This is a genomic window from Salinibaculum salinum (genome assembly GCF_037645885.1).
Lineage (GTDB): Archaea > Halobacteriota > Halobacteria > Halobacteriales > Haloarculaceae > Salinibaculum > Salinibaculum salinum.
In genome coordinates this window covers 137331-162611 of the sequence record NZ_JBBENW010000008.1, presented here as the reverse complement: position 1 = coordinate 162611, position 25281 = coordinate 137331, and the positions used below count along the sequence as shown (strand labels likewise).

30 protein-coding genes are annotated in these 25281 nt (G+C 63.2%); 18 read left to right on the top strand and 12 right to left on the bottom strand.

Annotation, left to right across the window (positions count from 1 at the left end; genetic code table 11):
• The first annotated feature begins 226 nt into the window (after positions 1–226).
• On the top strand, positions 227–451 hold the full coding sequence (locus tag WDJ60_RS10570) for a hypothetical protein (protein ID WP_340100372.1): 225 nt from the start codon (positions 227–229) through the stop codon (positions 449–451).
• Between the two features lie 36 nt (positions 452–487).
• Positions 488–970, top strand: coding sequence for a metal-dependent hydrolase (locus tag WDJ60_RS10565; protein WP_340100371.1), 483 nt, complete (start codon positions 488–490; stop codon positions 968–970).
• On the opposite strand, the gene WDJ60_RS10560 is transcribed toward WDJ60_RS10565, so the two are convergent.
• Complete coding sequence (locus WDJ60_RS10560) at positions 967–1701, bottom strand: PHP-associated domain-containing protein (protein ID WP_340100432.1); 735 nt, start codon at positions 1699–1701, stop codon at positions 967–969. The two genes, WDJ60_RS10565 and WDJ60_RS10560, sit on opposite strands and share 4 nt — an antisense overlap.
• Before the next feature lie 112 nt (positions 1702–1813).
• On the opposite strand from WDJ60_RS10560, the gene WDJ60_RS10555 reads away from it, so the two are divergent.
• From WDJ60_RS10555 to WDJ60_RS10545, 3 genes are all read left to right on the top strand, one after another.
• A complete protein-coding gene (locus WDJ60_RS10555; protein ID WP_340100370.1) occupies positions 1814–2110 on the top strand; it encodes a DUF7565 family protein in 297 nt (98 codons plus the stop codon).
• Between the two features lie 112 nt (positions 2111–2222).
• The gene (locus WDJ60_RS10550) at positions 2223–3803 is read left to right on the top strand and encodes a methyl-accepting chemotaxis protein (RefSeq protein WP_340100369.1); all 1581 of its coding nucleotides are present in this window, start codon (positions 2223–2225) and stop codon (positions 3801–3803) included.
• A gap of 69 nt (positions 3804–3872) precedes the next feature.
• The gene (locus WDJ60_RS10545) at positions 3873–4133 is read left to right on the top strand and encodes a hypothetical protein (protein WP_340100368.1); all 261 of its coding nucleotides are present in this window, start codon (positions 3873–3875) and stop codon (positions 4131–4133) included.
• 175 nt (positions 4134–4308) lie between these two features.
• Here WDJ60_RS10545 and WDJ60_RS10540 read toward each other — a convergent pair whose 3' ends face one another.
• The 5 genes from WDJ60_RS10540 to WDJ60_RS10520 form a co-directional block, all read right to left on the bottom strand.
• Positions 4309–4785, bottom strand: a complete 477-nt coding sequence (locus WDJ60_RS10540) for a transcription elongation factor Spt5 (protein ID WP_340100430.1) — start codon at positions 4783–4785, stop codon at positions 4309–4311.
• 125 nt (positions 4786–4910) lie between these two features.
• On the bottom strand, positions 4911–5084 hold the full coding sequence (locus tag WDJ60_RS10535; protein WP_340100366.1) for a protein translocase SEC61 complex subunit gamma: 174 nt from the start codon (positions 5082–5084) through the stop codon (positions 4911–4913).
• A 93-nt stretch (positions 5085–5177) separates the two neighbouring features.
• Positions 5178–6341 carry a cell division protein FtsZ gene (gene ftsZ / locus WDJ60_RS10530; RefSeq protein ID WP_340100364.1) on the bottom strand — a complete coding sequence of 388 codons (1164 nt, stop codon included), beginning with the start codon at positions 6339–6341 and terminating at the stop codon, positions 5178–5180.
• Positions 6342–6454: 113 nt separating this feature from the next.
• Positions 6455–7819: a D-aminoacyl-tRNA deacylase gene (locus WDJ60_RS10525; RefSeq protein ID WP_340100362.1), complete on the bottom strand. Its 1365-nt coding sequence runs from the start codon at positions 7817–7819 to the stop codon at positions 6455–6457.
• On the bottom strand, positions 7819–9210 hold the full coding sequence (locus WDJ60_RS10520) for a sodium:calcium antiporter (protein WP_340100361.1): 1392 nt from the start codon (positions 9208–9210) through the stop codon (positions 7819–7821). Before WDJ60_RS10520 ends, WDJ60_RS10525 begins: the two co-directional genes overlap by 1 nt.
• Before the next feature lie 131 nt (positions 9211–9341).
• On the opposite strand from WDJ60_RS10520, the gene WDJ60_RS10515 reads away from it, so the two are divergent.
• From WDJ60_RS10515 to WDJ60_RS10475, 9 genes are all read left to right on the top strand, one after another.
• Positions 9342–10163 (top strand): shikimate dehydrogenase, encoded by an 822-nt coding sequence (locus WDJ60_RS10515; protein WP_340100360.1) that lies wholly within the window; start codon positions 9342–9344, stop codon positions 10161–10163.
• A gap of 25 nt (positions 10164–10188) precedes the next feature.
• Entirely contained in the window at positions 10189–10842 is a 654-nt protein-coding gene (locus WDJ60_RS10510) for a helix-hairpin-helix domain-containing protein (protein ID WP_340100358.1), read from the top strand.
• Between the two features lie 51 nt (positions 10843–10893).
• Entirely contained in the window at positions 10894–12366 is a 1473-nt protein-coding gene (gene pabB / locus WDJ60_RS10505; protein WP_340100357.1) for an aminodeoxychorismate synthase, component I, read from the top strand.
• Positions 12363–13034, top strand: coding sequence for an anthranilate synthase component II (locus WDJ60_RS10500; protein WP_340100356.1), 672 nt, complete (start codon positions 12363–12365; stop codon positions 13032–13034). The genes pabB and WDJ60_RS10500 overlap by 4 nt, the downstream gene beginning before the upstream one ends.
• A 5-nt stretch (positions 13035–13039) precedes the next feature.
• The gene (locus WDJ60_RS10495) at positions 13040–13903 is read left to right on the top strand and encodes an aminotransferase class IV (protein ID WP_340100429.1); all 864 of its coding nucleotides are present in this window, start codon (positions 13040–13042) and stop codon (positions 13901–13903) included.
• A 40-nt stretch (positions 13904–13943) separates the two neighbouring features.
• Positions 13944–14360 carry a Rieske (2Fe-2S) protein gene (locus WDJ60_RS10490; RefSeq protein WP_340100355.1) on the top strand — a complete coding sequence of 139 codons (417 nt, stop codon included), beginning with the start codon at positions 13944–13946 and terminating at the stop codon, positions 14358–14360.
• 45 nt (positions 14361–14405) lie between these two features.
• Positions 14406–14636: a DUF433 domain-containing protein gene (locus tag WDJ60_RS10485; RefSeq protein WP_340100353.1), complete on the top strand. Its 231-nt coding sequence runs from the start codon at positions 14406–14408 to the stop codon at positions 14634–14636.
• Positions 14637–14681: 45 nt separating this feature from the next.
• On the top strand, positions 14682–14954 hold the full coding sequence (locus WDJ60_RS10480) for a DUF5615 family PIN-like protein (RefSeq protein WP_340100352.1): 273 nt from the start codon (positions 14682–14684) through the stop codon (positions 14952–14954).
• 130 nt (positions 14955–15084) lie between these two features.
• On the top strand, positions 15085–15354 hold the full coding sequence (locus tag WDJ60_RS10475; RefSeq protein WP_340100351.1) for a hypothetical protein: 270 nt from the start codon (positions 15085–15087) through the stop codon (positions 15352–15354).
• Positions 15355–15383: 29 nt separating this feature from the next.
• On the opposite strand, the gene WDJ60_RS10470 is transcribed toward WDJ60_RS10475, so the two are convergent.
• On the bottom strand, positions 15384–15674 hold the full coding sequence (locus WDJ60_RS10470; protein ID WP_340100350.1) for a transcriptional regulator: 291 nt from the start codon (positions 15672–15674) through the stop codon (positions 15384–15386).
• An 86-nt stretch (positions 15675–15760) separates the two neighbouring features.
• On the opposite strand from WDJ60_RS10470, the gene WDJ60_RS10465 reads away from it, so the two are divergent.
• The gene (locus tag WDJ60_RS10465) at positions 15761–16729 is read left to right on the top strand and encodes an NDP-sugar synthase (RefSeq protein ID WP_340100348.1); all 969 of its coding nucleotides are present in this window, start codon (positions 15761–15763) and stop codon (positions 16727–16729) included.
• A 14-nt stretch (positions 16730–16743) separates the two neighbouring features.
• Here the strand turns inward: WDJ60_RS10465 and WDJ60_RS10460 are convergent, their stop codons facing one another.
• From WDJ60_RS10460 to WDJ60_RS10440, 5 genes are all read right to left on the bottom strand, one after another.
• Complete coding sequence (locus WDJ60_RS10460) at positions 16744–17172, bottom strand: universal stress protein (protein ID WP_340100346.1); 429 nt, start codon at positions 17170–17172, stop codon at positions 16744–16746.
• Positions 17173–17281: 109 nt separating this feature from the next.
• Positions 17282–18187, bottom strand: coding sequence for a phosphogluconate dehydrogenase (NAD(+)-dependent, decarboxylating) (gene gnd, locus WDJ60_RS10455; RefSeq protein WP_340100344.1), 906 nt, complete (start codon positions 18185–18187; stop codon positions 17282–17284).
• A gap of 53 nt (positions 18188–18240) precedes the next feature.
• Complete coding sequence (locus tag WDJ60_RS10450) at positions 18241–18954, bottom strand: methyltransferase domain-containing protein (protein ID WP_340100342.1); 714 nt, start codon at positions 18952–18954, stop codon at positions 18241–18243.
• A 54-nt stretch (positions 18955–19008) separates the two neighbouring features.
• Positions 19009–19653 carry a class I SAM-dependent methyltransferase gene (locus tag WDJ60_RS10445; protein ID WP_340100341.1) on the bottom strand — a complete coding sequence of 215 codons (645 nt, stop codon included), beginning with the start codon at positions 19651–19653 and terminating at the stop codon, positions 19009–19011.
• Positions 19654–19707: 54 nt separating this feature from the next.
• The gene (locus WDJ60_RS10440) at positions 19708–20205 is read right to left on the bottom strand and encodes a GNAT family N-acetyltransferase (RefSeq protein ID WP_340100339.1); all 498 of its coding nucleotides are present in this window, start codon (positions 20203–20205) and stop codon (positions 19708–19710) included.
• 106 nt (positions 20206–20311) lie between these two features.
• Here WDJ60_RS10440 and WDJ60_RS10435 point away from each other — a divergent pair, with 106 nt between their 5' ends.
• From WDJ60_RS10435 to WDJ60_RS10425, 3 genes are all read left to right on the top strand, one after another.
• Entirely contained in the window at positions 20312–21847 is a 1536-nt protein-coding gene (locus WDJ60_RS10435; RefSeq protein ID WP_340100337.1) for a TrkH family potassium uptake protein, read from the top strand.
• Between the two features lie 83 nt (positions 21848–21930).
• The gene (locus WDJ60_RS10430; RefSeq protein ID WP_340100335.1) at positions 21931–22251 is read left to right on the top strand and encodes a HalOD1 output domain-containing protein; all 321 of its coding nucleotides are present in this window, start codon (positions 21931–21933) and stop codon (positions 22249–22251) included.
• 165 nt (positions 22252–22416) lie between these two features.
• Positions 22417–25038: a valine--tRNA ligase gene (locus tag WDJ60_RS10425; protein ID WP_340100333.1), complete on the top strand. Its 2622-nt coding sequence runs from the start codon at positions 22417–22419 to the stop codon at positions 25036–25038.
• Positions 25039–25281 lie beyond the last annotated feature (243 nt).

Sequence of the window (25281 nt, the reverse complement as noted above, 5' to 3'; positions counted from 1 at the left end):
GCGCGGTCCACCTGTCTCTTTCCGTCTTCGATGGGCGACTGGATACGGCCAAAAGGGGGCAAACAGGTGACACGAACGGTAGTCACGGCGCGGTGTGTCACGCAATCGCGAACCGCGCCGTGGCAGAGTTCAGTGCATGGACGTGGCTGGTCGCGGCTTCGGTCTTGAACGTTCGGCTGTGGTCGACAGCCGTACGCTTTTCGGGGGCTCAGTCGTTGGGTCCGGTATGGTCCGGGACGACAGCGATGACTCGATTGCAGCGACCGTCGCCGACACGCTCTGCGACGCCGACGTGTCAGTCGCTGTCGCGTCGGCTGCACCCTGGGGGAGTGAGAACTCGAAGACAGCGGTCGAACGGTACACTGTCGACGGCGACAGAGCAGCGGTGCGCGAGCAGGCAGCCACGCGAGCACTGGAGGACCTCGTGACGGCCGTGCGGGATGGCAAATAACAAGGCTTGTCAGTCTGCCCGTCGACGTACCCGTCGATGAACAAACGTGGGCACGTACTCAACGGCGTGTTACTGGCAATCGGGCTGGGGTACGTTCTCGAACCGGCTGGTGATGTCGAGACGTTCGTTACGATCGCGGAGGTGTTCGTCCCCGTCGTCCTCGGTGCGCTGTTCCCCGACGTGGACACGGCCTTCGGCAAGCATCGAAAGACGCTCCACAATCTGCCAGTGCTGGCTATCGTCGCAGCCTATCCGTTCTACTTCGGGAATCTCCAGTGGGTCTGGCTGGGTGTTCTCACGCACTACGTCCTGGACGTACTCGGGACGACGCGGGGTATCGCGCTGTTTTACCCAGTCTGGGACAAGGAGTTCGACGTTCCCTTCGGGATTCCGGTCGACAGCAAGTACACCGACCTGATGATGTTCAGTATCACGGCCGTCGAGATTGCGGGTATCTTCCTGCTGGTGACGTACGGGTCGCCGGTCGTGGTCGAGGCACAGCAGGCACTCGGTATCTAGTAGACGCTGCTGTCGTCGAAGGCGCCGCCGTAGGCGACGTGGTCGGGGTGGGTCGGTTCCGTGCCGGAGAGATACACACGGTCGAGCTTCTTCCAGGTGTTCTCGTAGCCGATGTGTGCTATCTCGATCGCGCGTCGCTTGAGATGGCCGAGTCCGTCGCGGTGTGTGGCCGTTCGTGGCATCCCGTCTCTGAGCGCGGCGTGAAGGTCCGCAGCGGTGTCGATATCACGGTCGAAGGCGGTCCAGCACTCGCCGATTGTCCCCGACAGGTGAGCGTACGAGGAGGTAAAGCCGGGGAGGTCGAACTCTGAGGCGAGCGCGCGGGCGCGACGGTTGTCCCGGGCGAGGTGTTTCGGATTGTACACCTCGATTGCGTCGACGTGCTCGCGGTACTCCCGGATGTGCTCGCGTTCGAGACTGATAGTGAGAAAGCCGGGGTGTGGCACGCAGACGACGGCGTCCTGTTTGGCGAGTTCGTTCATCGCGCCATCGAGCGTGAGAAAGTCGGGGATCCCTCGCTGTAGATCCAGTGCGAGGACGTGTCGGCGATTTCGCCAGTCGCCGGTAAACAGTTCCCGTGCGGGGACCACGAGCAGGTCGTCGTCGCTGAATCGTTCGGCCCGTTTGCGAATCGTCGTCCAGCGCGTGAAGTGTGGGGCGTAGACGAGCACGTCGATGCCGCGCCGCTTGGCGCGCTCGACGACCCGTTCGTCGAGTATCTTCACGTGCATATCGACGTGTGTCGTCGTCACTGCCGGCGGATTCGGTGCTATTGCGGTTAGGACTTTCCATTGCCACCGGGAGGAACGTTTTTATCGCCGGAGAGTCTCCCATCCGACAGAAATGGCACGCTGGGAGTGCGCCATCGAAGGCGACGACGCTACGTTCGACCGGGTCGAGGACCTCATCGTCCACCAGGCGACCGAACACGACCGCATCGAGTGCAAGGTCTGTGGCGCTGTCGTCCCCGACGGCTACTTCGCTATTCGGCACGCCTTCGACGAGCACTCACGCGCGGACTACGTGCGCGCCTACGACGCGAGTGCCGCCGATGTCCGCCGACGCGAGACTATCAAAGAAGACATCGAGGACGCCGCCGACATCCGGGAAGTCGTCGACCGCATCGAAGGAAACGGATAGTCACGACCCGTCTCGATGGGGCCGGGTAGCGTCGGCTTCGCTCTCGGTAATATGGTCGTTTTGAATAATTAGATTGGGTACTTATCAGTGTCTACTATGGTGGTATGAGGTAATGACACAGGACAACTCTTCGAACGCGACTCACGGGGCGGCTGAGACAGTAGTTGGGGCCGACGAGTCGGGAGGCGAGCAGACCCGTGCTGACGGTGGCACACTCGCCAGGTCGGACCAGGATGGGCCGGCAGCGGTACCGTTCGACTACCACGCCCTGTTGAATCACATCGACACCCCGATATTCGTCGTCAACGCTGACGGCGAAATCACCAACTGGAACCGTTCGCTGCAGCAACTCACTGGCGAATCGGAGGAGGGTGCGAGGCAACTTCAGGAGGAACACGGCGTCATCGGTCCGGCCTTCTATCACGACGGCCGCCGGTCGATGACGCTGGCCGAGAAGGTACTGGAAGCCCCCGAGAGCGCCGACGAGGCGCACGGCGTCCCGCGCGTCGAGGATGTCGACTACACGTTGTACGCCGACCAGAGCGTGATGAAAGACGCGCTCGGCGAGGACCGCCACATCGAGTTCAGTGCCGCCCCTATCTACGAGGACGGTGATCTCGCTGGCGTCGTCGAGATGATTCACGACCGCACCGAGGATGCCCTCCAGCAACAACAGCTCCGGGCGATGGTCGCCGAACTGCAGGACACGATGGCTGAAATCGAGGCCGGGAACCTGAAAGCTCGGGCGTCGGTCGAGGAGACTGAGCACATCGACGACGAACTGCTGGAAGTGGTCGACTCGCTCAACCAGATGGCGGACCGTCTCTCTGACATCGTTGCCGACGTGGCCGACCAGACCGGTGACCTCCACGACTCCGTCGAGTCGGTTGCCGACACCAGCCAGCACATCTCGACGCTCGCCGACGAGCAATCCGAGACGCTGGCGACTGTCAGCGACGAGGTGGCCAACCTCTCGGCGACGATCGAGGAGATCGCCTCAACCAGCGACGAGGTCGCGTCGACAGCCCACAACGCCGACGACGCCGCCACGGAGGTCCAGGAGACCGCAGAACAGACACAAGAAGTGATGCAGGACGTCGCCGATTCGGCCAACGATGTCGCCGAGGATGTCGAGGCGCTCCGCCAGCGTGTCGACGAGGTCGACGAGATCGTCGAGGTCATCGACGACATCGCCGAACAGACGAACATGCTCGCGCTGAACGCCTCCATCGAGGCCGCGCGTGCGGGCGAGGCTGGCTCCGGCTTTGCTGTCGTCGCCGACGAGGTCAAATCGCTGGCCGAGGAGTCACAGCAGCGCGCCGGCGAAATCGAGCAGATGGTCTCACACATCAAATCCGACACCCGGGACACCGTCGAGAACCTCGAAGAGACCAACAAACAGGTCGAACGCGGACTGGAGCAGGTCGAAGACTCGACGGCGGCGCTCACAGACATCGTCGAAGCCGTCGAGGAGGCTGCCGAGGGCATTGAACAGGTCTCTGATGCGACCGACGACCAGGCGACGAGTACGGAGCAGATCGCGAGTATGCTCGACGAAGTCGTTACTCGGGCCAAAGAGGTCTCGAACGAGGTCCAGACCGCTGCCGCCACCAGCGAGGAACAGGCCGAGAAAGTCGACGAGATCCACGACACCGTCCACCGTCTCGCCACCGAAGCCTACGTCGACCGCTGAGACGGCTGCTCCTTATCTCCTAACGAGTTTGGTACTGTCGCTATTTTTGTGTGGACTCTTTGTTTGTGTATGGATGACACGTCCGCAGCTGACGACCGCGGCCTGGGTGATGCGTTCTCGACGCTCGGCGAGTCGATGGACGGGCTGAGCACCGACCTGACGAGTCTCGGGAGTGCAGTCGCCAAACTCGAAGCGTCGACGCGGTCACTGAGCGACCAGCAGCGGCTGGTCGCCCGAGAGATGAGTGACACCGCAGCGTCGCTCCGTGACGAACAGGAGTCCCGGGAAGCACGGGAAACCACGTCGTTCGCTGCCGCTGCCGACGACTGAGCGTCTCGGACTTCGACCGGAAAAAACGAACGAGAGTACGAAGAACGTTTAGCGTTCTTCGGAGTTAGCTCGCGGGTCGCAAATGCTCCCCGCTCGCTTTTTTGAGGAACGCTTCCCGTTGGTCAGCGTTCCTCACTATCTGCTCACGGCTTCGCCGTTCGCATGGTCTGAGGAGCTATCGCTCCTCACTATCCAACACCCGAATCTGGTCACCACGCACGGTAACCGGAATCGGAACCGTCGCCTCGTACAGCTCGACAGTGACCTGGTCTTTGCCCTCGTCGATGCGCTGGACCTGCGCCTTCTCGCCTTTGAACGGGCCGGCGATGAGTTCGACGATGTCCCCCTCGGCGATACCCTCCACGTCCGGTTTCGGGGAGAGGAAGTGCTCGACCTCTGAGATGGAGGATTCTCCGGGAACGACACCGTTGGCGTGGGGAATCTCGTCAAGGATGCGGTCGAAGACGTTGTGGTCGTCGGCCTCGACCATCACGTAGGAGGTCAGCGAGTCCGGCGCCAGCGCGGCGTGAATCGACGGCTCCTCGCGGTTCATAATCATGTCCGCGACAGTCCGCTCCTGGCTCGCCGTCGTCTTGATCGCGTAGATGCCGGTGTTGTACTCTTTTTCCTGTGGCTCTTCCGGCTCGTCCATCTCGGCGGGTTCGGCGTCCAGCAGGTCGTCTTCCTCTGGCTCGGGGTCATCGTCCAGTGGACTCTCGCCGGGACCGGCACTGAGCGGGTCCTGTGGCGAGTTCCCGTTGAAGTCGTCCTCGTCCATCATGGACCACCTGGGATGTAGAACATGACCGTGTAAATCAGGAATCCCAGAAGGCCGACCAGCGCGATACCTGCCCCCGCGATCTTGGCCACCTGCGAAAACTCCTCCCAGGAGGGCGTACTCGCTAACTTGAGTACGCGGACGTACGAACTGAGGTCCGTGGGCGTGTTCATGAGGCTGGTTTGCCACTCGGCGCTTTTCTATCTTCCGACACTGGTGGAGTGGGGCCGTTCGAACCGATTCGGCTCCGCGGAAAAACAGCCTCGTTAGTCGACGTAGTCGATATCCTCACCGAGCTGCTGGGCCGCCTTCTCACGCTCTGCCTCGCTCTTGCCGTAAATCTGTGGACTCTCGACGCCGGTGACGACAATCATCGTCTCCATCTTCCCCTCGAACTCCTGGTTGACGCTCGCACCCCAGATGATGCGTGCGTCGGGGTCGATACGGTCGTAAATCTCTTCGACGACACCTTCTGCCTCCTCGATACTCATGTCCGCCCCGCCGACGACGTTGACGAGCGCGGAGTTCGCGCCGTCGAACTCCACGTCGAGCAGCGGCGAGCGAAGCGCCGAGCGAATCGAGTCCTGCGCCTTGTTCTCCGAGTCGGACTCACCGAGACCGATCATCGCGACGCCGCCGTTCTCCATGATTGTCCGAACGTCAGCAAAGTCCACGTTGACCAGGCCGGGCTTGGTAATCAGTTCGGTCATTCCCTTGACCGAGCGCATCAGGACCCGATCACAGATCTTGAAGGCGTCCTGGAGCGGCATCGACGGCGCGTAATCGAGCAGGCGGTCGTTCGGAACGACAATGACGGTGTCGCTCACCGCGCGGAGCCGTTCGAGACCGGCGTCGGCGTTGGCCCGTCGGCGCTCACCCTCCGCGGTAAATGGAATCGTGACGATGGAAATCGTCAACGACCCCGCTTCCTGTGCGGCCTGTGCGACGACGGGTGCCGCGCCGGTCCCGGTTCCGCCGCCGAGACCGGCCGTGACGAAGACCATGTCGGAGCCGTCGATGGACTGCTGGATGTCCTCGATGTTCTCTTGAGCCGCTTCCTCGCCGATTTTCGGCACCGAGCCGGCCCCCCGACCGCTGGTGCGCTTCTTGCCAATCAGAATCTTTGTGTCGGCTTTTACCTCGTCGGCCAGGTGCTGGGCGTCGGTGTTGGCCGCGACCAGTTTCGCGCCGTGGATCCCCTCTTCGGTCATCCGGGTGACGGTGTTGCCGCCGGCGCCCCCGCAGCCGACGACGGTGATTTTCGTTTCGAGGTCCTCGACGACTGACGCCAGTTCCTCGTCTGTCATCTGGCCCGACGTCGACGGATTGTCTGCTGCTGGCGTCCCTTGTTCTTCCGACTCGGCGTCGGCGGCCGCTTCCTCCCGTTCCTCCTCGGCCTCGTCGATTGCGTCGTCGATGATCGAGTCCATATTTAAATGCTCCTTTGCAGACGGACCCTAATAGGTTTTCCCCTGCGTCTGACGCTCGGCTGACGCTTCGTCTAGTCGTCCCCTATATTTCCACCCGAAATCATAGTCCGGAACTACTCCAGTCGAAACCGACGTTCCCGCTGTTCGCTCACTGCGCTCGGTGGGATGGTTTCGCCGTCGACCTCGACCGGGTGGCCACTGGATAGTTTGCCGAACTTCGGACCTTCGGGGATCCCCAGCGTCCGGGCTTTTTCAGCCGAGAACGCCTGCTCGCGGGCGACGAGTTCCTCGCCCTCCCGCTCGACGCTATCGTAGCGCTGGTCGAGAACGGTCGCGAGTTCGTCGAACACACCTTCTTTGTCTGTTTCGTCGGCCAGGACGACCGGATTCGTCGGTCGAGTGCCGCCCTGATCGGTGCCGAAGGCGAGCGCGCGTTCGTCGAGAATCCCGTAGGTCGCCTCCCTGTCGATGCCGCGCGTTTCGTCGAGCAGTCCCGTTGGGAGGCCGACGACGGTGAACTCCCCATCGTAGCCAGTCGCGGTCGCACCGAAGCGCAGTCCATCGTCGACGGTCGCCACCGCCGATTCGACCCGGTCGACGAATCCCAGGGGGACGCCGTCGGTCTCGCGGACCCACGTTTCGCTGACGACGCGACCGCCGGCGCGCTCGACGGCCGCCGCCACGTCGGGACGGTCACCGTCGACCAGCGCGTAGGCAGCACGGCTCTCCTGGAAGGCTGCCGACAGCACCGTTTGGCTGGCCGCGCTGTCGAGGTCACCCATCGCGTCGAGCCCCCAGTCGGCGGCGATGTGGCCGACTGCCCAGTCGGTCTCTTTGACGACTCGCTCGAATCGGGGTGCGTAGTGGCCGCCGCCGATGCCGAGGAGATGCCGTCGGTGGACGTCTCCGCCGCCGTTCTCGGGGTCGCAGTCCGCCGGGACACCGCGACAGTCGAGAATCGCTCGTGCGGTCGCACGGGCGGCGGCGGGGTCGTCCCACTCGGACTGGCTGGATCCGACTTCGACGAACATCGACGGTGCGCCCACGTCCGTCGGGCCGTGGTGGGTTCCTTCCATACCTACGTCATATCCCGCTGGCGCGTGCGTTTCGAGCGCGTCGAGGACGTGGGCGTGTGTGTTCGGGCAGGCGTGGGCGACGGCGTTGTCCTCGCCGCCATGGTCGGCCGGGCCGAAATTACCGGTGTGGTGGGCTGTCAGCAACTGTCCCGTCTCGCCAGCGTGTTTCGACGCGAACACGAGCACGTCGATGTCGTCGAAGGCGTCGGCCGGCCGGTCGAGGTAAAGGTGTAACTCCTCGAATTCGCGGAGTTCGGCTCCCTCCGTTCGGTAGACGGTTCCGCCGCCCGCGGCGTCGGGGCGACTGTCGTCGGTCTGTTCGCTCCAGTCGGCTATATCGAGCAGATGCTCGCCGATGTGCGTCGATGCGTCGTCGGCCCGCGAAATGAGGATTCCGAGCATCAATCAGCGTGGTCAGGTTTCGTCGGATGCCGGCCGGCGGCCTTCCGGACGGCGAAGGCGGTCAACTCGAACAGTTCGTGCAACCGATTCCGTCGGGCGATGAGTAACGCTGTCCCGAGCAGGAGGTAGAGTGCGGTGTAGGCCAGCAGCAGTTCGTATTTCGGGTCTGGGAACGGTTCCCAGACTCTGAGGAAGGTAAACTCGAGGAGGACTTGCGAAATAAAGAGGGTAAAGAGCGCGACGGCCTCTCGAACCGAGATGCTGAAATCGACCAGCAACGCGAGCGCGAAGAAGGACTGTGCGGCGGTAATCCAGATTTCCGCGGCCTGAATCTGGTCGAACGGGAGCGTGCCGTACCGGCCCAGCGCAATCGAGTAGACGACGACGAGCGTCCCGATGAGCAGTGTCCACTGATTGAGTTTCGAGGAGATGAGTGCGTTGAACCCCGCCGTCGAGCGGGCTTTGTAGACGAGGACGGCGACGACGATGAGTTCCGGTGACTCGCTGGCCAGCGGCGCAATCCACTGAATCATAAAGAAGGCCGGAACACCGATCGACTCGCCGATGTTCTCGAGACCGTGGGCGAACGGTTCGACGGCGATGAAGATGAGAAAGCCCGAATAAGCGAAGAGGCCGAGGACGGTGGACACGCGAACCGGTCGTGGGAACCGCTGGAAGTAGGCGGGGACGCCGACGTGTTCGTCGCCGGTTTCGATGTCGCCCCGGATGATGATGCCGATGTAGGCGACGTACAGGCCCACGAGCACGGTGAAATCGAGGATATCGATACCGCCGCCCAGCGGGACGAAGAAGGCCCACGCCGTCGCGGCAAAGAGGAACGTGATCTCGGTCGCGATGTCCTTATCCAGCGTGACGCGCGTGGCGAGAAACCCCTCGCGGTAGTCGACTGCGGGGTCGGCGGTTCGGCGGGCCTGCCAGACGGTCAGGAGGGCGATACCGGCCCAGCCGATGCCGATGAGGATGCGGTTCGCGCCGGTCATGTTGGCGACCGCGAGGTTCGCGTCCTGGCAGGCACCGGCCAGTCCGCTTGCCGCCGCGCTCGCACCGTGACCGCCAGTCGCGACGCTGCGGCAGGCCTCGGCGGTCGCGCCGCCGGAACCCGCGCCCCACGCGTACAGCGCGTCGACGGCGTACTCCGGAGCGACGGCGAGTACTGCGAGCACGGCAATAGCGAAGGCGCGGGGCACGTCCTTCTCGGCGGTCTCGGCACCCCACGCCAGCAGGAAGGACGCGCCGACAACGGCGATGCCGCTAATTGCGACGGTAGTGACATCGCCGAAACCGGCACCGGTTGCCCAGGTGAGGACCCACGGTACCGAGAGCGCGGCAGCGAGCGCGACGATAACAAGTGGGTGACGGAAACGGCTCACTGTCGAACCACTTGACCGTTCAGTAAGAATGTCTTGCGATATCACCTACACCCGCCGTGAACGGCGGGACTCCCTCGCTGACTTAGGTGGCCGACCGTGGCGATTATACGCCCCCGCCCGGAGTTGCCGATATGGACGTCTACGGTCTTCTCGGCAACCCCGTCGAACACTCGCTATCGCCGCCGATGCACGAAGCCGCTTACGCCGAACTCGGTATCGACGCCCGCTACGTCACGTTCGAACCCGACGCCGACGCTGGCGCACGGGCCGTCGAGAGTGCGGCCACGCTTGGTATCGCCGGGCTGAACGTCACGATTCCGTTCAAGCAACAGGTGCTCGAAGCGGTCGACCCGACGCCGCTGGCCGAGCGCATTGGCGCGGTCAACACTGTCGACTTCTCGACGTCGCCGCCGACCGGCTACAACACCGATGCCGCCGGCGTCGTCCGCTCCTTTACGCATCATGGCGTCGAACTCACCGGTGAGGCTGTCGTCGTCGGTGCCGGCGGCGCTGGCCGCGCAGTCGCGTTCGCGCTGGCCGACGAGGGGCTGACCGTCCATATCGCCAACCGGACCGAGGCGAAAGCCCACGACCTCGCGGCGGCTGTCGCAGCCTCCCATCCTGCCGGTGAATCCGGCGCACAGGGGCACGGTCTCGACGCGCTCTCTGCCCTGGTCCCCGAAGCGGACCTGCTGGTCAACGCCACCAGCGTCGGGATGGAGGAGGACCGCTCGCCGGTGCCCGCCGACGCGCTGCACGCTGATATCGCGGTGCTCGATGCGGTCTACTCGCCGATCGAGACGCGCCTGCTCGCAGACGCGGCGGCCGCCGGTGCGACGACCATCGACGGTGCGTGGATGCTGCTGTTCCAGGGCGTCGAGGCGTTCGAGCGATGGACCGGTCGCGACGCACCCGTCGACGAGATGAACGAGGCGCTTCGGACACGAGTTTAAGTATTCCCCGTCACAATTATCCGCCATGGGGTTGCTGGACAAACTCAAGTCTCTCCTCGGTTCTGACCAGGATGGGCACTCGCCCGCCCGGGACACCGAGCCTGACGTAACTATTGAGCATGAACCTGCCGCCGAATCTGAACACGCCGTCAAGGGGACAGACGCGGCACAACAGCAGATGGATGGTGAGACAGAATCGGCGGACGAGACAGGGGCGACTGTCGGCGAAAGTGAGCCGACGGCGACCGACGAACCGGAGAGTACCGCAGCATCGACTACCGAACAGACGCAACCGGAACCAGTCTCCGAGGAGTCGGACGACGAGGAACCGACTGCCGAGGAAGAGACTGCGGAGTCGCCGGCCGACGAGCAGGCGACTCTTGACGAAGAACTGGATGCGGAAGAGGAATCGGCCACGGAAGAGAAATCAGTCACCGAGGAAGAACCGGCCGCAGAAGCAGAATCGGCCACTGAGGAGGAGCCGGCCGACGAGTCGGCAGACAGTCCGTCGGTCGAGGAAATCAAGGGTATCGGCCCGACGTACGCCGAACGACTCGAAGCGGTCGGCATCGAGACGGTTGCGGACCTCGCGGCAGCCGACCCGGCCGAGGTCGCAGCGGCTGCCGAGACGGGCGAAACCCGTGCCGGCGACTGGGTCGAGCGCGCGCAGTCGTTCTGAACCTTCGGAAAACCGCAAAACGGTTAGGCGCTCCTGTCGTTTCTGCCGGTAATGTTCGAGGTCGTCACCGACCGGGAGACCTACCTCCGGACCGCACGCGACGCACCGCCCGGTGCCCGCGTCCCGGTCGAACTCCGCGTGACCGTTTCGGACCCCTTCCTCGCCTACCGACGGGCACGCGACGGTCCCGGCGGCGTCTTCCTCGATACGACCGGCGGTCAGTCCGGGTGGGGCTACTTCGCTGTTACGCCCGCAGACTTCGTCGAAGTCGACGCTGGGGCGAGTGCGCTCGCCGCCCTCGAAACCGCTCTCGACGGTGAAACCCTCGTCCGCGGCGAGTGCGACGTCCCCTATCCCTGTGGTGCTATCGGCTGGCTCTCCTACGACGTGGCCCGCGAACTCGAATCGCTTCCCGCGGATGCGGTCCGGGACCGCGAACTCCCCAGGCTCCAACTGGCAACCTATGACCGAATCGCCGCCTGGGAGCGGCCGAGCGAGGGCGACGTGACGCTTCGAATCACTGCGTGCCCGCGTATCGACGACCCGGACGATGCCGAGGCGCTGGCAGAGACGTATCGGCTGGCCCGCGACCACGCCCGCGAACTCGCGCGGGCGGCGACGGAGGGCGACCCCGCCGTCGGGGATCCGCCGGTGACGACCGACAGTGCACACTTCCGGAGCGACTGCACCCGCGAAGAGTTTGCCGAGCGCGTCCGCCAGGTCAAAGCGTATATCCGCGACGGCGACACCTTCCAGGCGAACGTCTCCCAGCGGTTGCACGCGCCCGCCGCCGTCCATCCCGTCGAGGCGTTCGACGCACTCCGCGAGGTCAACCCCGCGCCGTACTCCGCGCTGCTTGAGTTTCCGGGCGTGGACCTCGTCTCCGCGAGTCCCGAACTCCTCCTCCAGCGTGACGGCGACCGCCTCGTCACCGAGCCGATCGCCGGCACGCGGCCGCGCGGCGCGACCCCCGACGAGGACGACCGACTCGAAGCGGACCTCCTCGCCGACGAGAAAGAGCGCGCCGAGCACGCGATGCTCGTCGACCTGGAGCGCAACGACCTCGGGAAAGTCAGCGAGTACGGCACCGTAGACGTGAGCGAGTACCGCCGCGTCGACCGCTACTCGGAGGTGATGCACCTCGTCTCGGAAGTCGAGGGGCGACTCCGAGATGATGCGACGCTGGCGGACGCGATTGCCGCGGTGTTCCCTGGCGGCACGATCACCGGCGCGCCGAAACCCCGAACGATGGAGATAATCGACGAGGTGGAGGCGACCCGGCGCGGCCCCTACACCGGGTCGATCGGCATCTTCGGGTTCGACGACCGGGCGACGCTGAACATCGTCATCCGGACGCTGGTGCGCTACGCCGAGGAGTATCACCTCCGCGTCGGGGCCGGCATCGTCCACGATTCGGTTCCCGACCGGGAGTACGCCGAAACGCTCGACAAAGGCCGGGCGCTCGTTACTGCTATCGACGAGGCGCTCGGGCAACGCGCCGAGTTGAGCGTGGAGCAACCATGAAGGTCCTCGTCATCGACAACTACGATTCGTTCGCGTACAATCTCGTCCAGTACGTCGGCGCGGTTGTCACCGCACCGGGCTCCGCGACGCAGTCGCAGAACGTCGGTGCAGTTGTCACCGCACCAGACGCTGGAATGCAATCCCAGGCGGAGGGCGAAGTCCTCGTCCGCCGCAACGACGAAATCACTCTCGACGGTATCGACGACCTCGACCCCGACGCAATCGTCGTCTCGCCTGGTCCCGGCACGCCCGAGGAGGCAGGTGTCTCGATGGACATCTTCGCCGAGCGCGACTATCCGACGCTCGGCGTCTGTCTCGGCCACCAGGCGCTGTGTGCGGCTAACGGTGCCGAGGTGGGCCACGCCGAGGCCGTCGTCCACGGGAAACCCTCGACGATCACTCACGACGGCGACGGCATCTTCGCCGGCCTCCCGGCCGACATCGAGGTCGGTCGGTACCACTCGCTGGCTGTCGAGCAGACGACAGTTCCCGAGACCCTGGTCGAAACTGCACACACGACCGACGAGGACGCCGTCGTGATGGGCGTCCGTCACCGCGAGCGCCCGCACGTCGGCGTCCAGTTCCATCCCGAAAGCATTCTGACCGACGCGGGTGAACGACTGATTGCGAACTTCCTCGCGATGGCGACCCCGACAGCTGACCCATGACAGATCTGACCTACCACGTCGACGGCAAACTCGTCCCGGCATCGGAAGCGACCGTCAACGTCCGCGACCGCGGCTTTCTGTACGGTGACGGCATCTTCGAGACGCTGCGCGTCTACAACGGTGACATCTTCGAGTGGGAGAGCCACGCCGAGCGCTTCGCCCGCTCGCTCCGGGCGCTCGATTTCGACGAGGCGATGCCGCCGGTCGACGACCTCGAAGAACGAGTGCTCGATACGGTCGCGGCCAACGACTTCGACGACGCCTACGCTCGTGTCTCGATGACTCGCGGCGTGCAGGCGGGCAAGCTCACGCCCGACCCCAGAGTCGCGCCGACGATTACGGTCATCGTCGACGAACTCCCCCGCGGCGGGACCGACGGCGAGTCCGTCTGGGCCGACCCGGCAACACTCCAGACCGCGGAGACGCGTCGGATTCCGTCGGCCGCCATTCCGGCGAATGCGAAGACGCACAACTACCTCAACGGCATTCTCGCACGACTCGAACTGGAGGGGACCGACGCCGACGAGGCGATTATGGCCGACGTGGAGGGATATCTCACCGAGGGGGCGACGAGTAACGTCTTCTTCGTCGATGGCGGGACGCTCAAGACGCCGGCGACCGACCTCGATTTGCTCCCTGGTGTTACCCGCGGCGTCGTGCTGGATATCGCCCGCTCGGAGGGGTTGCCGGTGGAGACGGGCCGGTACTCGATTCCGGACCTCCGCAGTGCCGACGAGGCGTTCGTCACGAACACGACCTGGGAGGTGCGGCCGGTGACGACCGTCGACGGCACCGAACTGGACGTGGGTCCGATGACGAGGCTACTCGGCAAACTCTTCGACGAGCGCGTCGAGACAGAACACTACTGAATCGTACCGTTCAAGCCCTCCGCTCCCGAATCGGGGGCGTATGGACGAGGACAGCAGGATTGCGCCGGTCGACGACGTTCCCGAGGACGGCTCGTTTCTCTTTACTGTGCGCGACGGGTTCGACCTCGAAGAGGTGATCCTTCTCAGACTCGCTGACGGCGTCGTCGCGATGAAAAACTACTGTCCCCACTGGACCGACGTGCGTTTCGACTCTGGGAGCGGCGCAGAAGTGCGCAACGACGAACTCGTCTGCACGAAACATGGCGCGACCTTCGAGCGGGACACAGGGTACTGTAATTACGGACCCTGCGAGGGCGCGACCGTCGAACAACTGGACGTGACCGTCGACGATGGCGTCGTCTACCTGACTGACGACGACTACGATTTCGAGCAGACTGGCCCGTCGGGCGAACACGACCTCTCTTCGCGCGGCCGCATCGGCTTTTCCGGGAACTGAGTGCGACCCAGTATTTGATACCGATGGGGAAGCTATGAACTGTGTATGGGAATCGTTCGGGACGACCAACACAGTGATGGTGCGCCGACAGTCGAGGGCACCGGTATTCGTGTGAAAGATATCGCCAGTGCTTACGAACACAGTGGCTACGAGCCGGACGAAATAACGCAGTTGTACCCGGACCTGACGCTGGCGGATGTCCACCGGGCACTGGCGTACTACTACGACCATATCGACGATTTCCGCGTCGTCCCCTCTGAATCTGCATCCGCATGAGTCGGCCGTTGTACTGCGACGAGAGCATCTGGGTTCCTGTCGCAGATGGGCTTCGCCGTCGTGGCTGTCTACACAGCCAGAGACGAAGGCACACTCGGTGACCCTGACCGTGACCAGTTACGATACGCAGCGCAGAACAACTGGATTCTCGTGACCTTCGACGATAATTTCCTTTCACTCGTCGAGGGAGAAGGGTTGGACCAGACGGGACTGATTTACGTTCAACAAGCGAATAGAAAAATCGGTGACGTGGTGAAGGCAGTCGATGGGCATCTCGAAGACCGTAATCCCAGAGATTCCTCGATCGAATACCTTTGATACAGGCTCTCTTCGCGCGGCCGAATCGGCTTCTCCGGGAACTAGAAGTCTCCAATATAACCGTTGTGTCGAATTTCCGAACCAGCAACAGCGTGTCTTGAGTTATTTTGTAGCGCTACAACGTCATCCTATGGACCAGACCGAGCACACTGCTCAGGGAGACAAACCGTTCGGCAAACGGCTCCTGCAACTCGTTCTCTCGATAACGGTGATGACGCTCGTCACCGTCGTCGTCGGCTACGGTGGCGGGCTACTCCTCTTTATCAGCGCCAAACTCGGCGGTCCCGACCCGGAAACCGAGGGCGGCGACCTGCTTCGGGACCGGCTGCTAGACTGGCCGGACCGAAACCGCGAGTTCATGCACAACAACGCGAGAGGTGAGTTCCCGTGGCCGCCGTGATGCTGTTTCGCCTGTGGTGGCTGTCCACCTCACTCGACGCTGAACACTGGCTCTGCGACGCCTTCGTTTTTGCACTCGGGACACCGACTCGGACGGTTCACCAGGTCGTCGAAGTCTGTGAAACCACACTGCTCGCACTCCGGAGGAGCGACGAGGAGCTCCTCGTCTGTCCCGTCGAGCGAGCGTGCGATGTGCTGGACGTGGTCGAGTGCCGTGGCCGCCCGGATGTCGAACTCCCGGGCGAGCGTGCCGGCAGGGAGGGGCTGGTCACGCAGGCGGTCTGCGATTCGTTCGCGCGTCGTCCGACTCGCCTCGCGCATACTCACGCTACTCCGTGTACGACTATCATCGTTTCGCCGACAGCGGGATGAAAAGGGATTTATCCGCCCCATTGAACGTTCAGAATATGAAAGCAGTCGTACTCGCTGGGGGGTACGCCACGCGGCTGTGGCCCGTCACCCGCCACCGCCCGAAGATGCTCCTCCCGGTCGGCGAGACGACCGTCATCGACACGATTCTCTCGCAACTGGAGGCCGACGACCGCATCGACGACGTGTTCGTCTCCACGAACGAGCGCTTTGCGGAGGACTTTCGCGACCACGTCGCCGAGACCGGCTTCGAGAAACCGCAACTCTCCGTCGAGGACACCACCGACGAGGACGAGAAGTTCGGCGTCGTCGGCGCACTCGCACAGTTGGTCGAGCGCGAAGGGATCGCCGACGAGGACCTGCTCGTCATCGCCGGTGACAACCTCATCAGCTTCGACGTGGCCGACTTCCTCGACTTCTTCGAAGAGCAGTCGACACCGACACTCGCTGCCTACGACGTTGGCTCTCGCGAGAAGGCAAAGTCCTACGGTCTGGTCGAGTTGGACGGCGACCGCGTCGTGGACTTCCAGGAAAAGCCCGACGACCCGCCGAGTACGCTCGTCTCGATTGCCTGCTATGCGTTCCCGGCCGAGAGCGTCCGGTTTGGGGAGTATCTGGCAGACGGCAACAACCCCGACGAACCCGGTTGGTTCATCCAGTGGCTCGTCGAACACAGCGAGGTCCACGCCTTCACGTTCGACGGCGCGTGGTTCGATATCGGCACACCGGAGAGCTACCTCGAAGCTGTCGAGTGGGCGCTCGACGGCGACTCGATCGTCGCACAGTCGGCTACCGTCGAGGACACCGAAATCGGCGAGAACGTCCACATCATGGCCGACGCGACGGTTCACAGCGCGGACCTCGACCGCTCGCTTGTGTTCCCCGGCGCGACCGTCGCGGATTCGACGGTCCGAGATTCGATCATCGATAGCGAGGCGACCGTCCACGACCTCGACCTCTCCGGCGCGCTCATCGGTTCGCATTCTCGCATCTCGAACGGGGAGTAGCCGGCGCGGCCGTCTTACCGAACGACCGTCACCGGTACCGGCGAGCGCCGCGTGACCGACTCTGCGACGCTGCCCAACAGGATACGACTCGCGCCGGTTCGACCGTGGCTGCCGATGACGACGTGGTCGATATCGTGCTCCTCGATGTACTCGATAATCGACCGCGAGACGTTCCCGACGACGGTGTCGGTCTCGATAGTCACTCCCTCGGATTCGCCTTTCTCGCGGACGTCTTCCAGGAGCTTCTCCGCGTGTCTCTCCTGACTTTCCAATACGTCCTGTCGGGAAGCCGCACCCTCGATGCTCGTCCCCGCGAAGGCCTCTCCGGGGTCGACGACGTGTATTGCCGTGATCGTCGCCTCCGGATGGTGCTCGATTGCGAACTGCATGGCATCGCTCGACGGGTCTGACTCGTCGATCGGGACCAGAATATGTTCTGTCATGTGTGAACCTATGTCGGCATCCAATATGAATCCTGTTACTAAAACCACACTTTGGGAATACAGGGGGATCTCCGTTCCAGAGAGTAGTCGTCGATACTGTTTGAAGCGGCTACTGTCGCTCGATTTCGTGTCGACCGAAGCCGTACCGGAGCCGATTCGCCAGGCGGCGCGAGAACCGGCCTTCGCCGTCACCAGTCGCCCGCGAGTTGAACCGCTCAGTGAGTGCCTGATAGATGAGCGGGAGCGGCACTTCCTGCTCCAGTGACTCCTGGACGGTCCAGGTGCCGGTCGAGCCGCCTGAGACGTGGTCGGCCACGTCACCGAGGTCGTTGCCCTCCTCGCGGAACGCTTCCTCGCAGAGTTCCAGCAGCCACGAGCGGATGACTGCGCCGTTGTTCCAGGTGCGCGCGACCGCCTCCATATCGAGGTCGTACCGGCCCTCGTGAAGGAGTTCGAACCCTTCGCCGTAGGCCTGCATCAGCGCGTACTCGACGCCGTTGTGGACCATCTTCACGTAGTGACCGCTGCCGGCGGGACCCATCCGGTCGTGGCCGTCCGGACCGGTGGCGACGGCGTCGAACACTGGTGTCAGTTCGTCGTAGGCCCACTCGGGACCGCCGACCATCAGCGAAAATCCGAGTTCTGCACCGGCAGGGCCGCCGGAGGTGCCACAGTCGAGATACGCCGCCTCGGTTTCGCCTGCACGACGGGTGGAGTCGTGGAAGTTGGAGTTGCCGCCGTCGACGATGACGTCGTCGCCGTCGACGTGGGGTGCGAGTTCGTCCAGCGCGGCATCGACGGGGTCGCCGGCGGGGACCATCAGCCAGATGCGCTTTTCATCCCCTAACTGCTCGGCGACGCTCGCTATCGAGTCTGCAGGGGTCGCACCAGCGTCGGCCATCTCGGCGACGGCGTCGTCGTCGATATCGAACGCGACCACGTCGTGGCCGTCGTCCATGACGCGTTCTGCGACAATCTGTCCCATCCGTCCGAGTCCGATGAGGCCCAGTTCCATATCTGCGGGTCACCGGGGAGGCAAGTAGGGGTTGTGGTTCGTCGCAACGGCCGCTACCCTTTCGTCAGCGCCGCGCGGTAGTAGTGGTCGTTGGACGGCCGCTGTACGTCGCTGACCGCCCAGCCGGTCCCGGTCGTCGCCTCCCGGAGTCGGTCGGGACTGAACAGGCGAAAGAGCAGCGTCTCGCTCACGTCGTCGCCGTATTCGAACGTCAGCACACGGGAGGCGAGCCCCGGCGTTGGGTCGCTCCGGTAGCCAAGCAACTCCGAAACCTCACCGGCTGTCGGGTCGTAGCAGTCCACGACGGCCGTTGCGTCAGTCGTTGTCACGGAAGCGAACTCGCCCAGCAACTCGCGGAGGCCGTGTCTCGACCCGGCCAGCCCCAGTTGCGTACCGTGGACGAGCAGCGATTGAAACCGGTCGCGTTCGAACGTCTCCAGCAGCTCGAACATATCGGCCAGCCGGGCGTCTGCCACTCCGCGGTCCCGCATCGTCTCGACCAGCGGTTCGCTCGGTTCGATGGCGACAGTCTCGAACTGCGTCTGAAAGAACAGCGCGTGCTCGCCCGCCCCGGCACCGACATCGAGCAGCGGGCCGTCCAGCCACGAGCGGAGCCACTCGGCATCCTGGGTGTCGTCGGGGAAGGTACCGAAATAGAAGCGTTCGATCGGATGTTCCGCCGTCTCGGCGCCGTCGCGGTGCACCAGTGGGTCGTCGCACTCGCCGTGATAGTGGTCACGGAGCGCGCGACCGAACGGGTCGTCCATACTGTGTGACACACCAGCAAATATAATAAAACTGCCACGAGGGTCGGTACCGAGTCACGAATCGATGGGTCGACGAATACCGGCGAGGTACGCGGGGTTGGCGCTATACCGCCGCTCGAATATCGTCTCGTAGACGAACTCGACCGTCCAGCCGTCGGCAAATCGGTCGCGCAGCTCCCGGGGAGTGATGCCGTAGCTATCCCGGGGGTCACGCCGGGCGTCACCGAGCAGGCAGTACAGCCCACCAGGCTCGATGACCGATTCGAGCCCGTGGACGAAGCGTCCGCGCTCTGTGTCGCCGAGGATGTGGAACATCGCGCTATCGACGACTGTTCGGACGGACAGACCGGCTTCCGCCAACCTGCCGAGGTCGACAGCGTCCCAGACCAGAAACTGCGCGGGAATGCGCCGCCACCGGGCTTTGAGCTTTGCCTGGCGAATCGCGTTCGAGGCGAGGTCGATACCGAGCACTCGGTGGCCATGACTGGCGAGATACAGGGCCAATTCGCCGGTCCCACAGCCCACGTCGAGGACGGGGCTCTCGATTCGCCCCGCTTCCTGGAGATGCACGAACGCCTGCTGCGGGCGGCCGATGTCCCAGTTCGGGACACCGCTGTAGGCGGCGTCGTAGACATCTGCGATGGGTTTTCGAGGTGTCGGTAGTGTTCGTTCGGGGCGAGGGAGCCACCTGTTCGTCACTGGTGTCTCCCCTCTCTGTCACGCCGATATCGAGCGCTGTCGTGGGTCGAGTGGCTACAGATCTGCACGATAGACGTTGGCATCGAACTCCTCGTCGCCCATCTCGACGGTCGTCTCGTCGGTTCGCTCGAAATGTTTCTGGTAGAATGCGTTGCCGATGTCGTTGCCCGCCAGGACGATGTCCTGGAGCGCCGCGGCGTCCTTCGTTTCGAGGTAGGTTTCGGCCTTCTCGAGCAGTTGCGTCCCGATGCCTTCCCCCCAGTAGTCCGGCGAGACGTAGATACTCACCTGGCCGACTTCGTCGTCTGCTGGCGGCTCGCAACTCACGTACCCGACGACGCTGTACTCGTCTTCGGCAACGAACAGCGTTATTTCCCTCGCGTCGAGCGCTGCTGACAGGAACTCCGCCGAGTAGCCCTTGTCGAGCATCTCGTCGATATCGTCGTCGTCCATCAGGTCGCCGTAGACCTCGTGCCAAGACGCCCGGGCGACGCGCTGGATATCCGTGATATCGTCGCTGGTCGCGCGCCGTATCGTGATGTCTGGTACCATGACCCAATCTTGTTCGTTTTGAGTGATAAGTATATTGCTGGTCAGCTGTGACCGGGGCAGTTCGCTTTTGATAATTGCTTAGTATCGGGGTGGCGGTAGATGGACCATGTCTCAGGTCGTCGACTGGCGAATAAGCGTTGGGCTGGTCGGGACCGTCTACCGATACCTCTCGGTCCCGTTGCTGGTGCCGGTGGTTGTCGCGCTCCGGTACGGCGAGAATCCGGTGCCATTCCTGGCAACGATACTCCTCGCTGTCGTCGTCGGGACTGTTCTGGAGTGGCAGGCTCCGGACGACGAACTGGGCCATCGTGAGGCGTTCTTGCTGGTGGGTCTCACCTGGCTGGCCGTCCCGCTTTTGGGAACCGTCCCCTATCTCGTCGCGGGGAACGGGACTATCGCCCATCCGATTAACGCGCTCTTCGAGAGTATGAGCGGCTTTACGACTACTGGTGCCACTGTCCTCGGAAGTATCTCCTTCGAGACCCACTCCCACGCGATGCTCATGTGGCGACAGCTCTCCCAGTGGCTCGGCGGCATGGGTATTATCGTCCTGATGGTCGCCATTCTGCCAGAACTCTCTGTCGGCGGAGCGCGGCTCATCCGCGAGGAGGCACCCGGTATCGACCTCACGAAACTCACGCCGAAAATCCGAGAGACAGCGCGCATTCTCTGGCTCATCTATCTCGGACTGACCGTCCTCGCCTTCGCCGTCTACTACGGACTCCACCTCGCCGGCTTGGCCCCAAACATGGGGTTGTACAACGCCGTCGCGCACGCGCTGACGAGTTTGCCGACGGGCGGATTCTCGCCGGAGGCTCGGAGCGTCGAGGCGTTCTCGCCGGCTATCCAGTGGGCTGTGATTCTCTTTATGATCGTTGCCGGGACGAATTTCGCCCTGTTCTGGTACGCCTTCATCGGCCAGCCGCGGAAACTCGTCGGTAACCGGGAATTCCAGTCGTACCTGCTGGCGATGGGTGCGGTCAGCGTGTTCGTCACTGCACTCCTGTTTACCGGAGTCGGACTGGCCACGACGCCCGCGAACATTCCGACGATTCCCGGCAATCTGGAACCGTCCGTCCGGCAGGCAGTTTTTCAGGTCGTCGCCATCGTTACGACGACGGGCTACGCCAGCATGGACTTCAACACGTGGAGTGAAGCCGCACAGACGACACTCCTGTTTGCGATGTTTCTCGGCGGGTCGGCGGGGTCAGCCGCCGGTTCCGTCAAGATAATTCGGTGGTACGTCGTCCAGAAGTCCCTGCGCCGAGAGTTATTCACCACTGTTCACCCCGAGGCAGTTCGGCCACTCCGGATGAACCACAGGGTCATCGACGAGGAGACGATTCGCGGGCTGGTTATTTTCATTCTCGTCTTCCTCACTATTTTCGCGCTCTCGGTACTGGTCATTTTCGTCGAGGGACTCACGAATCCGGACATCGACCTCTCCGCGCTCGAAGCCGCCAGCGTCGCCATCGCGACGCTTGGCAACGTCGGTCCGGGCTTTGGCCTCGTCGGACCGATGAACTCGTTTCTCCCGTTTTCGGACCCGGCGAAGGTGTACATGGTCTTGCTGATGTGGATTGGCCGTCTGGAAATTCTGTCGGTGCTGGTCATCCTTTCACCGGCGTACTGGCGACGATAAATTCCAACCCGGAAACTAGCTGGCAATCCTCTGTTTTCTCATGGCAACTACTGCAATAGGTAACCGTCCTCAACAGCTGACGTATGTCGGAGGAGGACTCAATAGATGACGAGACCGCTGACACTGACAGCGCGACTGGCGCCGTCTACGCTGAAATAGCCCCAGACCCGTCGACGGCCGAGTACGACCTGCTGGAACGTATCGCGGAGCTGGGGGGGACAGATATCGAGGAGTTGCCGTCGCTGTACATGGAAGTCGATCACTTCGTGGAGTCGCTATTCGAAGTGCCACCGTCTCCGGCCGCACAGATGGAGATCCGGTTCTCGTATGCCGGGTATCGTATCACGATTGCACAGTCGGGAACAGTCAAGTTGGTACCGGTCAAGGAGACGCTCGGGGAGTGACTGGGAGAGCGTGAGAGGCCGGACGGTAAGCGAAAATTTATACAGCCGACACTCTACCCCTCGCGTATGGACGTGGTCACGTCGGTAGTACGCTGGCTACCAGCGTGAGACCGGTCGCCGTCGTTTTCCCACGGATTACCGACCGACCACAGTCGAGAGTGAACCATGAGTGAGATTCCAGACTCGTACGACCCGGACAGGGCAGAACAGAAGTGGCGCGAGGCGTGGCGGGAGATGGACGTCTACAGCTACAACGGAACGAAACCAGACTACGTCATCGACACGCCGCCGCCGTACCCGACGGGCAACCTCCACATCGGCAACGCCCTGGGCTGGTGTTACATGGACTTTGCCGCCCGCTATCACCGCCTTCAGGGCGAGGACGTGCTCTTCCCGCAGGGGTGGGACTGTCACGGCCTGCCCACGGAGGTCAAAGTCGAGGAGAACAACGACATCCACCGGACTGACGTGCCCCGTGAAGAGTTCCGGGAGATGTGTATCGACCACACGGAAGACCAGATCGACGCGATGCGGGAGACGATGGGGACGCTCGGGTTCTCCCAGGACTGGGACCACGAGTTCAAGACGATGGACGACTCCTACTGGGGCCAGACCCAGCGCTCGTTCGTCCGGATGGAAGACGACGACTACGTCTACCAGGACGAGCACCCCGTCAACTGGTGTCCTCGGTGTGAAACGGCGATTGCCGACGCCGAAGTCGAGACCGAGGAGGGCGTCGACGGCACGCTCTACTACATCACCTTCGACGGTATCGACAACGAAGATATCGAGATTGCCACCACGCGCCCGGAACTGCTCTCTGCGTGTGTTTCGATGGCCGTCGATCCCGACGATGAGCGCTACGCAGATCGTATCGGCGACACCTTCGAGGTTCCCCTGTTCGGCCAGGAAGTCGAACTCATCGCCGACGAGGAGGTCGACGGCGACTTCGGAACCGGCGCGGTGATGATCTGTACGTTCGGGGACAAACAAGACGTGAACTGGTGGATGAGCTACGACCTCGACCTGCGGCAGGTCTTCACCGAGGACGGCCGCCTGACCGAGGCCGCCGGCGAGTACGCCGGGCTCTCCATCGACGAGGCAAAAGAAGAAATTGTCGATGACCTCCATGCCGAGGGGTATCTGAACAAGTCCGAACCCACCACCCAGAACGTCGGCCAGTGCTGGCGGTGTGACACGCCCATCGAGATTCTCTCGAAAGAGCAGTGGTTCATCGAGGTCCGCCAGGACGAGATTCTGGATTCTGCCCAAGAGGTCGACTGGATTCCCGAGCACATGTACGACCGCCTCGAAGAGTGGACCGAAGGAATGGAGTGGGACTGGGTGGTCTCCCGCCAGCGCGTCTTCGCGACGCCGATTCCCGCGTGGTTCTGCAACGACTGTGGCCACACCCACGTCGCCGACGAACAAGACCTCCCGGTCAAACCGACCGAGGAAGATCCGGGTATCGATTGTCCCGAATGTGGCGGCGACGACTGGACCGGCGAGACGGACGTGATGGACACGTGGATGGACTCCTCGATTACCCCGCTGTACGTCCGTGGCTGGCCCGAGGACTCGTTCGAACCGACGGCGCTGCGCCCGCAGGGTCACGACATCATTCGCACGTGGGCATTTTACACGATTCTCCGAACAGCGGCGCTCGAAGACGAGATTCCGTGGGAGGAGATCCTCATCAATGGGATGGTCTTCGGCGACGACGGCAACAAGATGTCCAAATCTCGCGGGAACTTCGTCCAGCCCGAGGAGGTCGTCGAGGAACACTCCGCCGACGCCTTCCGGCAGGCGATGGCGCTGGGCGGTCAGCCCGGTAGCGACATCCAGTTCCAGTGGAAGGAGGTCACTTCCGCCTCGCGCTTCCAGACGAAGGTGTGGAACATCACCCGCTTTGCAGGCCAGCACCTGGACGAGGATCGCGAGCCCCTGTCGGACCCGGCTTACCGGGACGCCGACCGCTGGATTCTCTCGCGGTGTTCGACGGTCGCCGACGACGTGGCCGAGCACATGGATGCCTACCGCTTCGACGCGGCGTTGCGCGAACTCCGGGAGTTCGTCTGGCACGACCTCGCCGATGACTACCTCGAACTCATCAAGGGTCGGCTCTACGAGGGCCGACCCGGCGAGCGCGACGCCGCCAGACAGGCACTGTTTACTGCGCTGTCGGCCTCGCTGCGGATGCTCGCGCCGTTTGCACCGTTCCTGTCTGAGGAAGCCTGGGACGCCCTGCCGAGTACAGAGGGCTCGATTCACGTCACCGAGTGGCCGACACTCGACATGGCCGACGAGGAGAGCGAGGCGGCCGGCAAACTCATCGCCGACACAGCCTCCACGGTGCGGGGCTGGAAGTCCGACGAGGGGATGGCGCTGAACGCCGACCTCTCGAAGGTCGAAGTCTACCCCGACGAGATGCCTGACGCGGCCGTCGACACCTACGACCTCTCGGAGGCGGTCAACGCTCCTGTCCACATTCGCGCTGGACAGCCGAACGTCGAACTCGTCCCCGTCGCTGTGGACCCCGACCACTCGGTCATCGGACCGGAGTTCCGCGATCAGGCCGGCCAGGTCGTCGGCACGCTCGAATCGATGGATCCAGCGGAGATCCAGCAACAGAAAAAGCGGAACGACGAGATCGAAGTCGACCTCGCTGACGAGGTCGCTATCGTGCCCGGTGACGCCGTCGCTATCGAGTCAGAGCACCGCGCGGAGAGTGGCGAGGAAGTCGTCGTCCTCGACGAGGACTTCGGTACTGTGCTGGTCTATCCCTGACTGCGCCGACGCTTCTTTCTCGGCAGTCACTCGGCGTCGTGACGAGACCATTTCACAAACAGTAGCAACGCAGAACCAGACGGATGTCTCTCGGCGGTTAGGGACGTCGAAAGAGTGTAGGTGGGTGGGGGTGGGGGTGGGGGTGGCACCCAAGTGGGTGCAATCGCGGCTTCGTACCTGATAAATAAGAAGCTTGTGGTCGCTCCGTCAGGTGGTTCAGACCTTCTGCGACACTCACACACA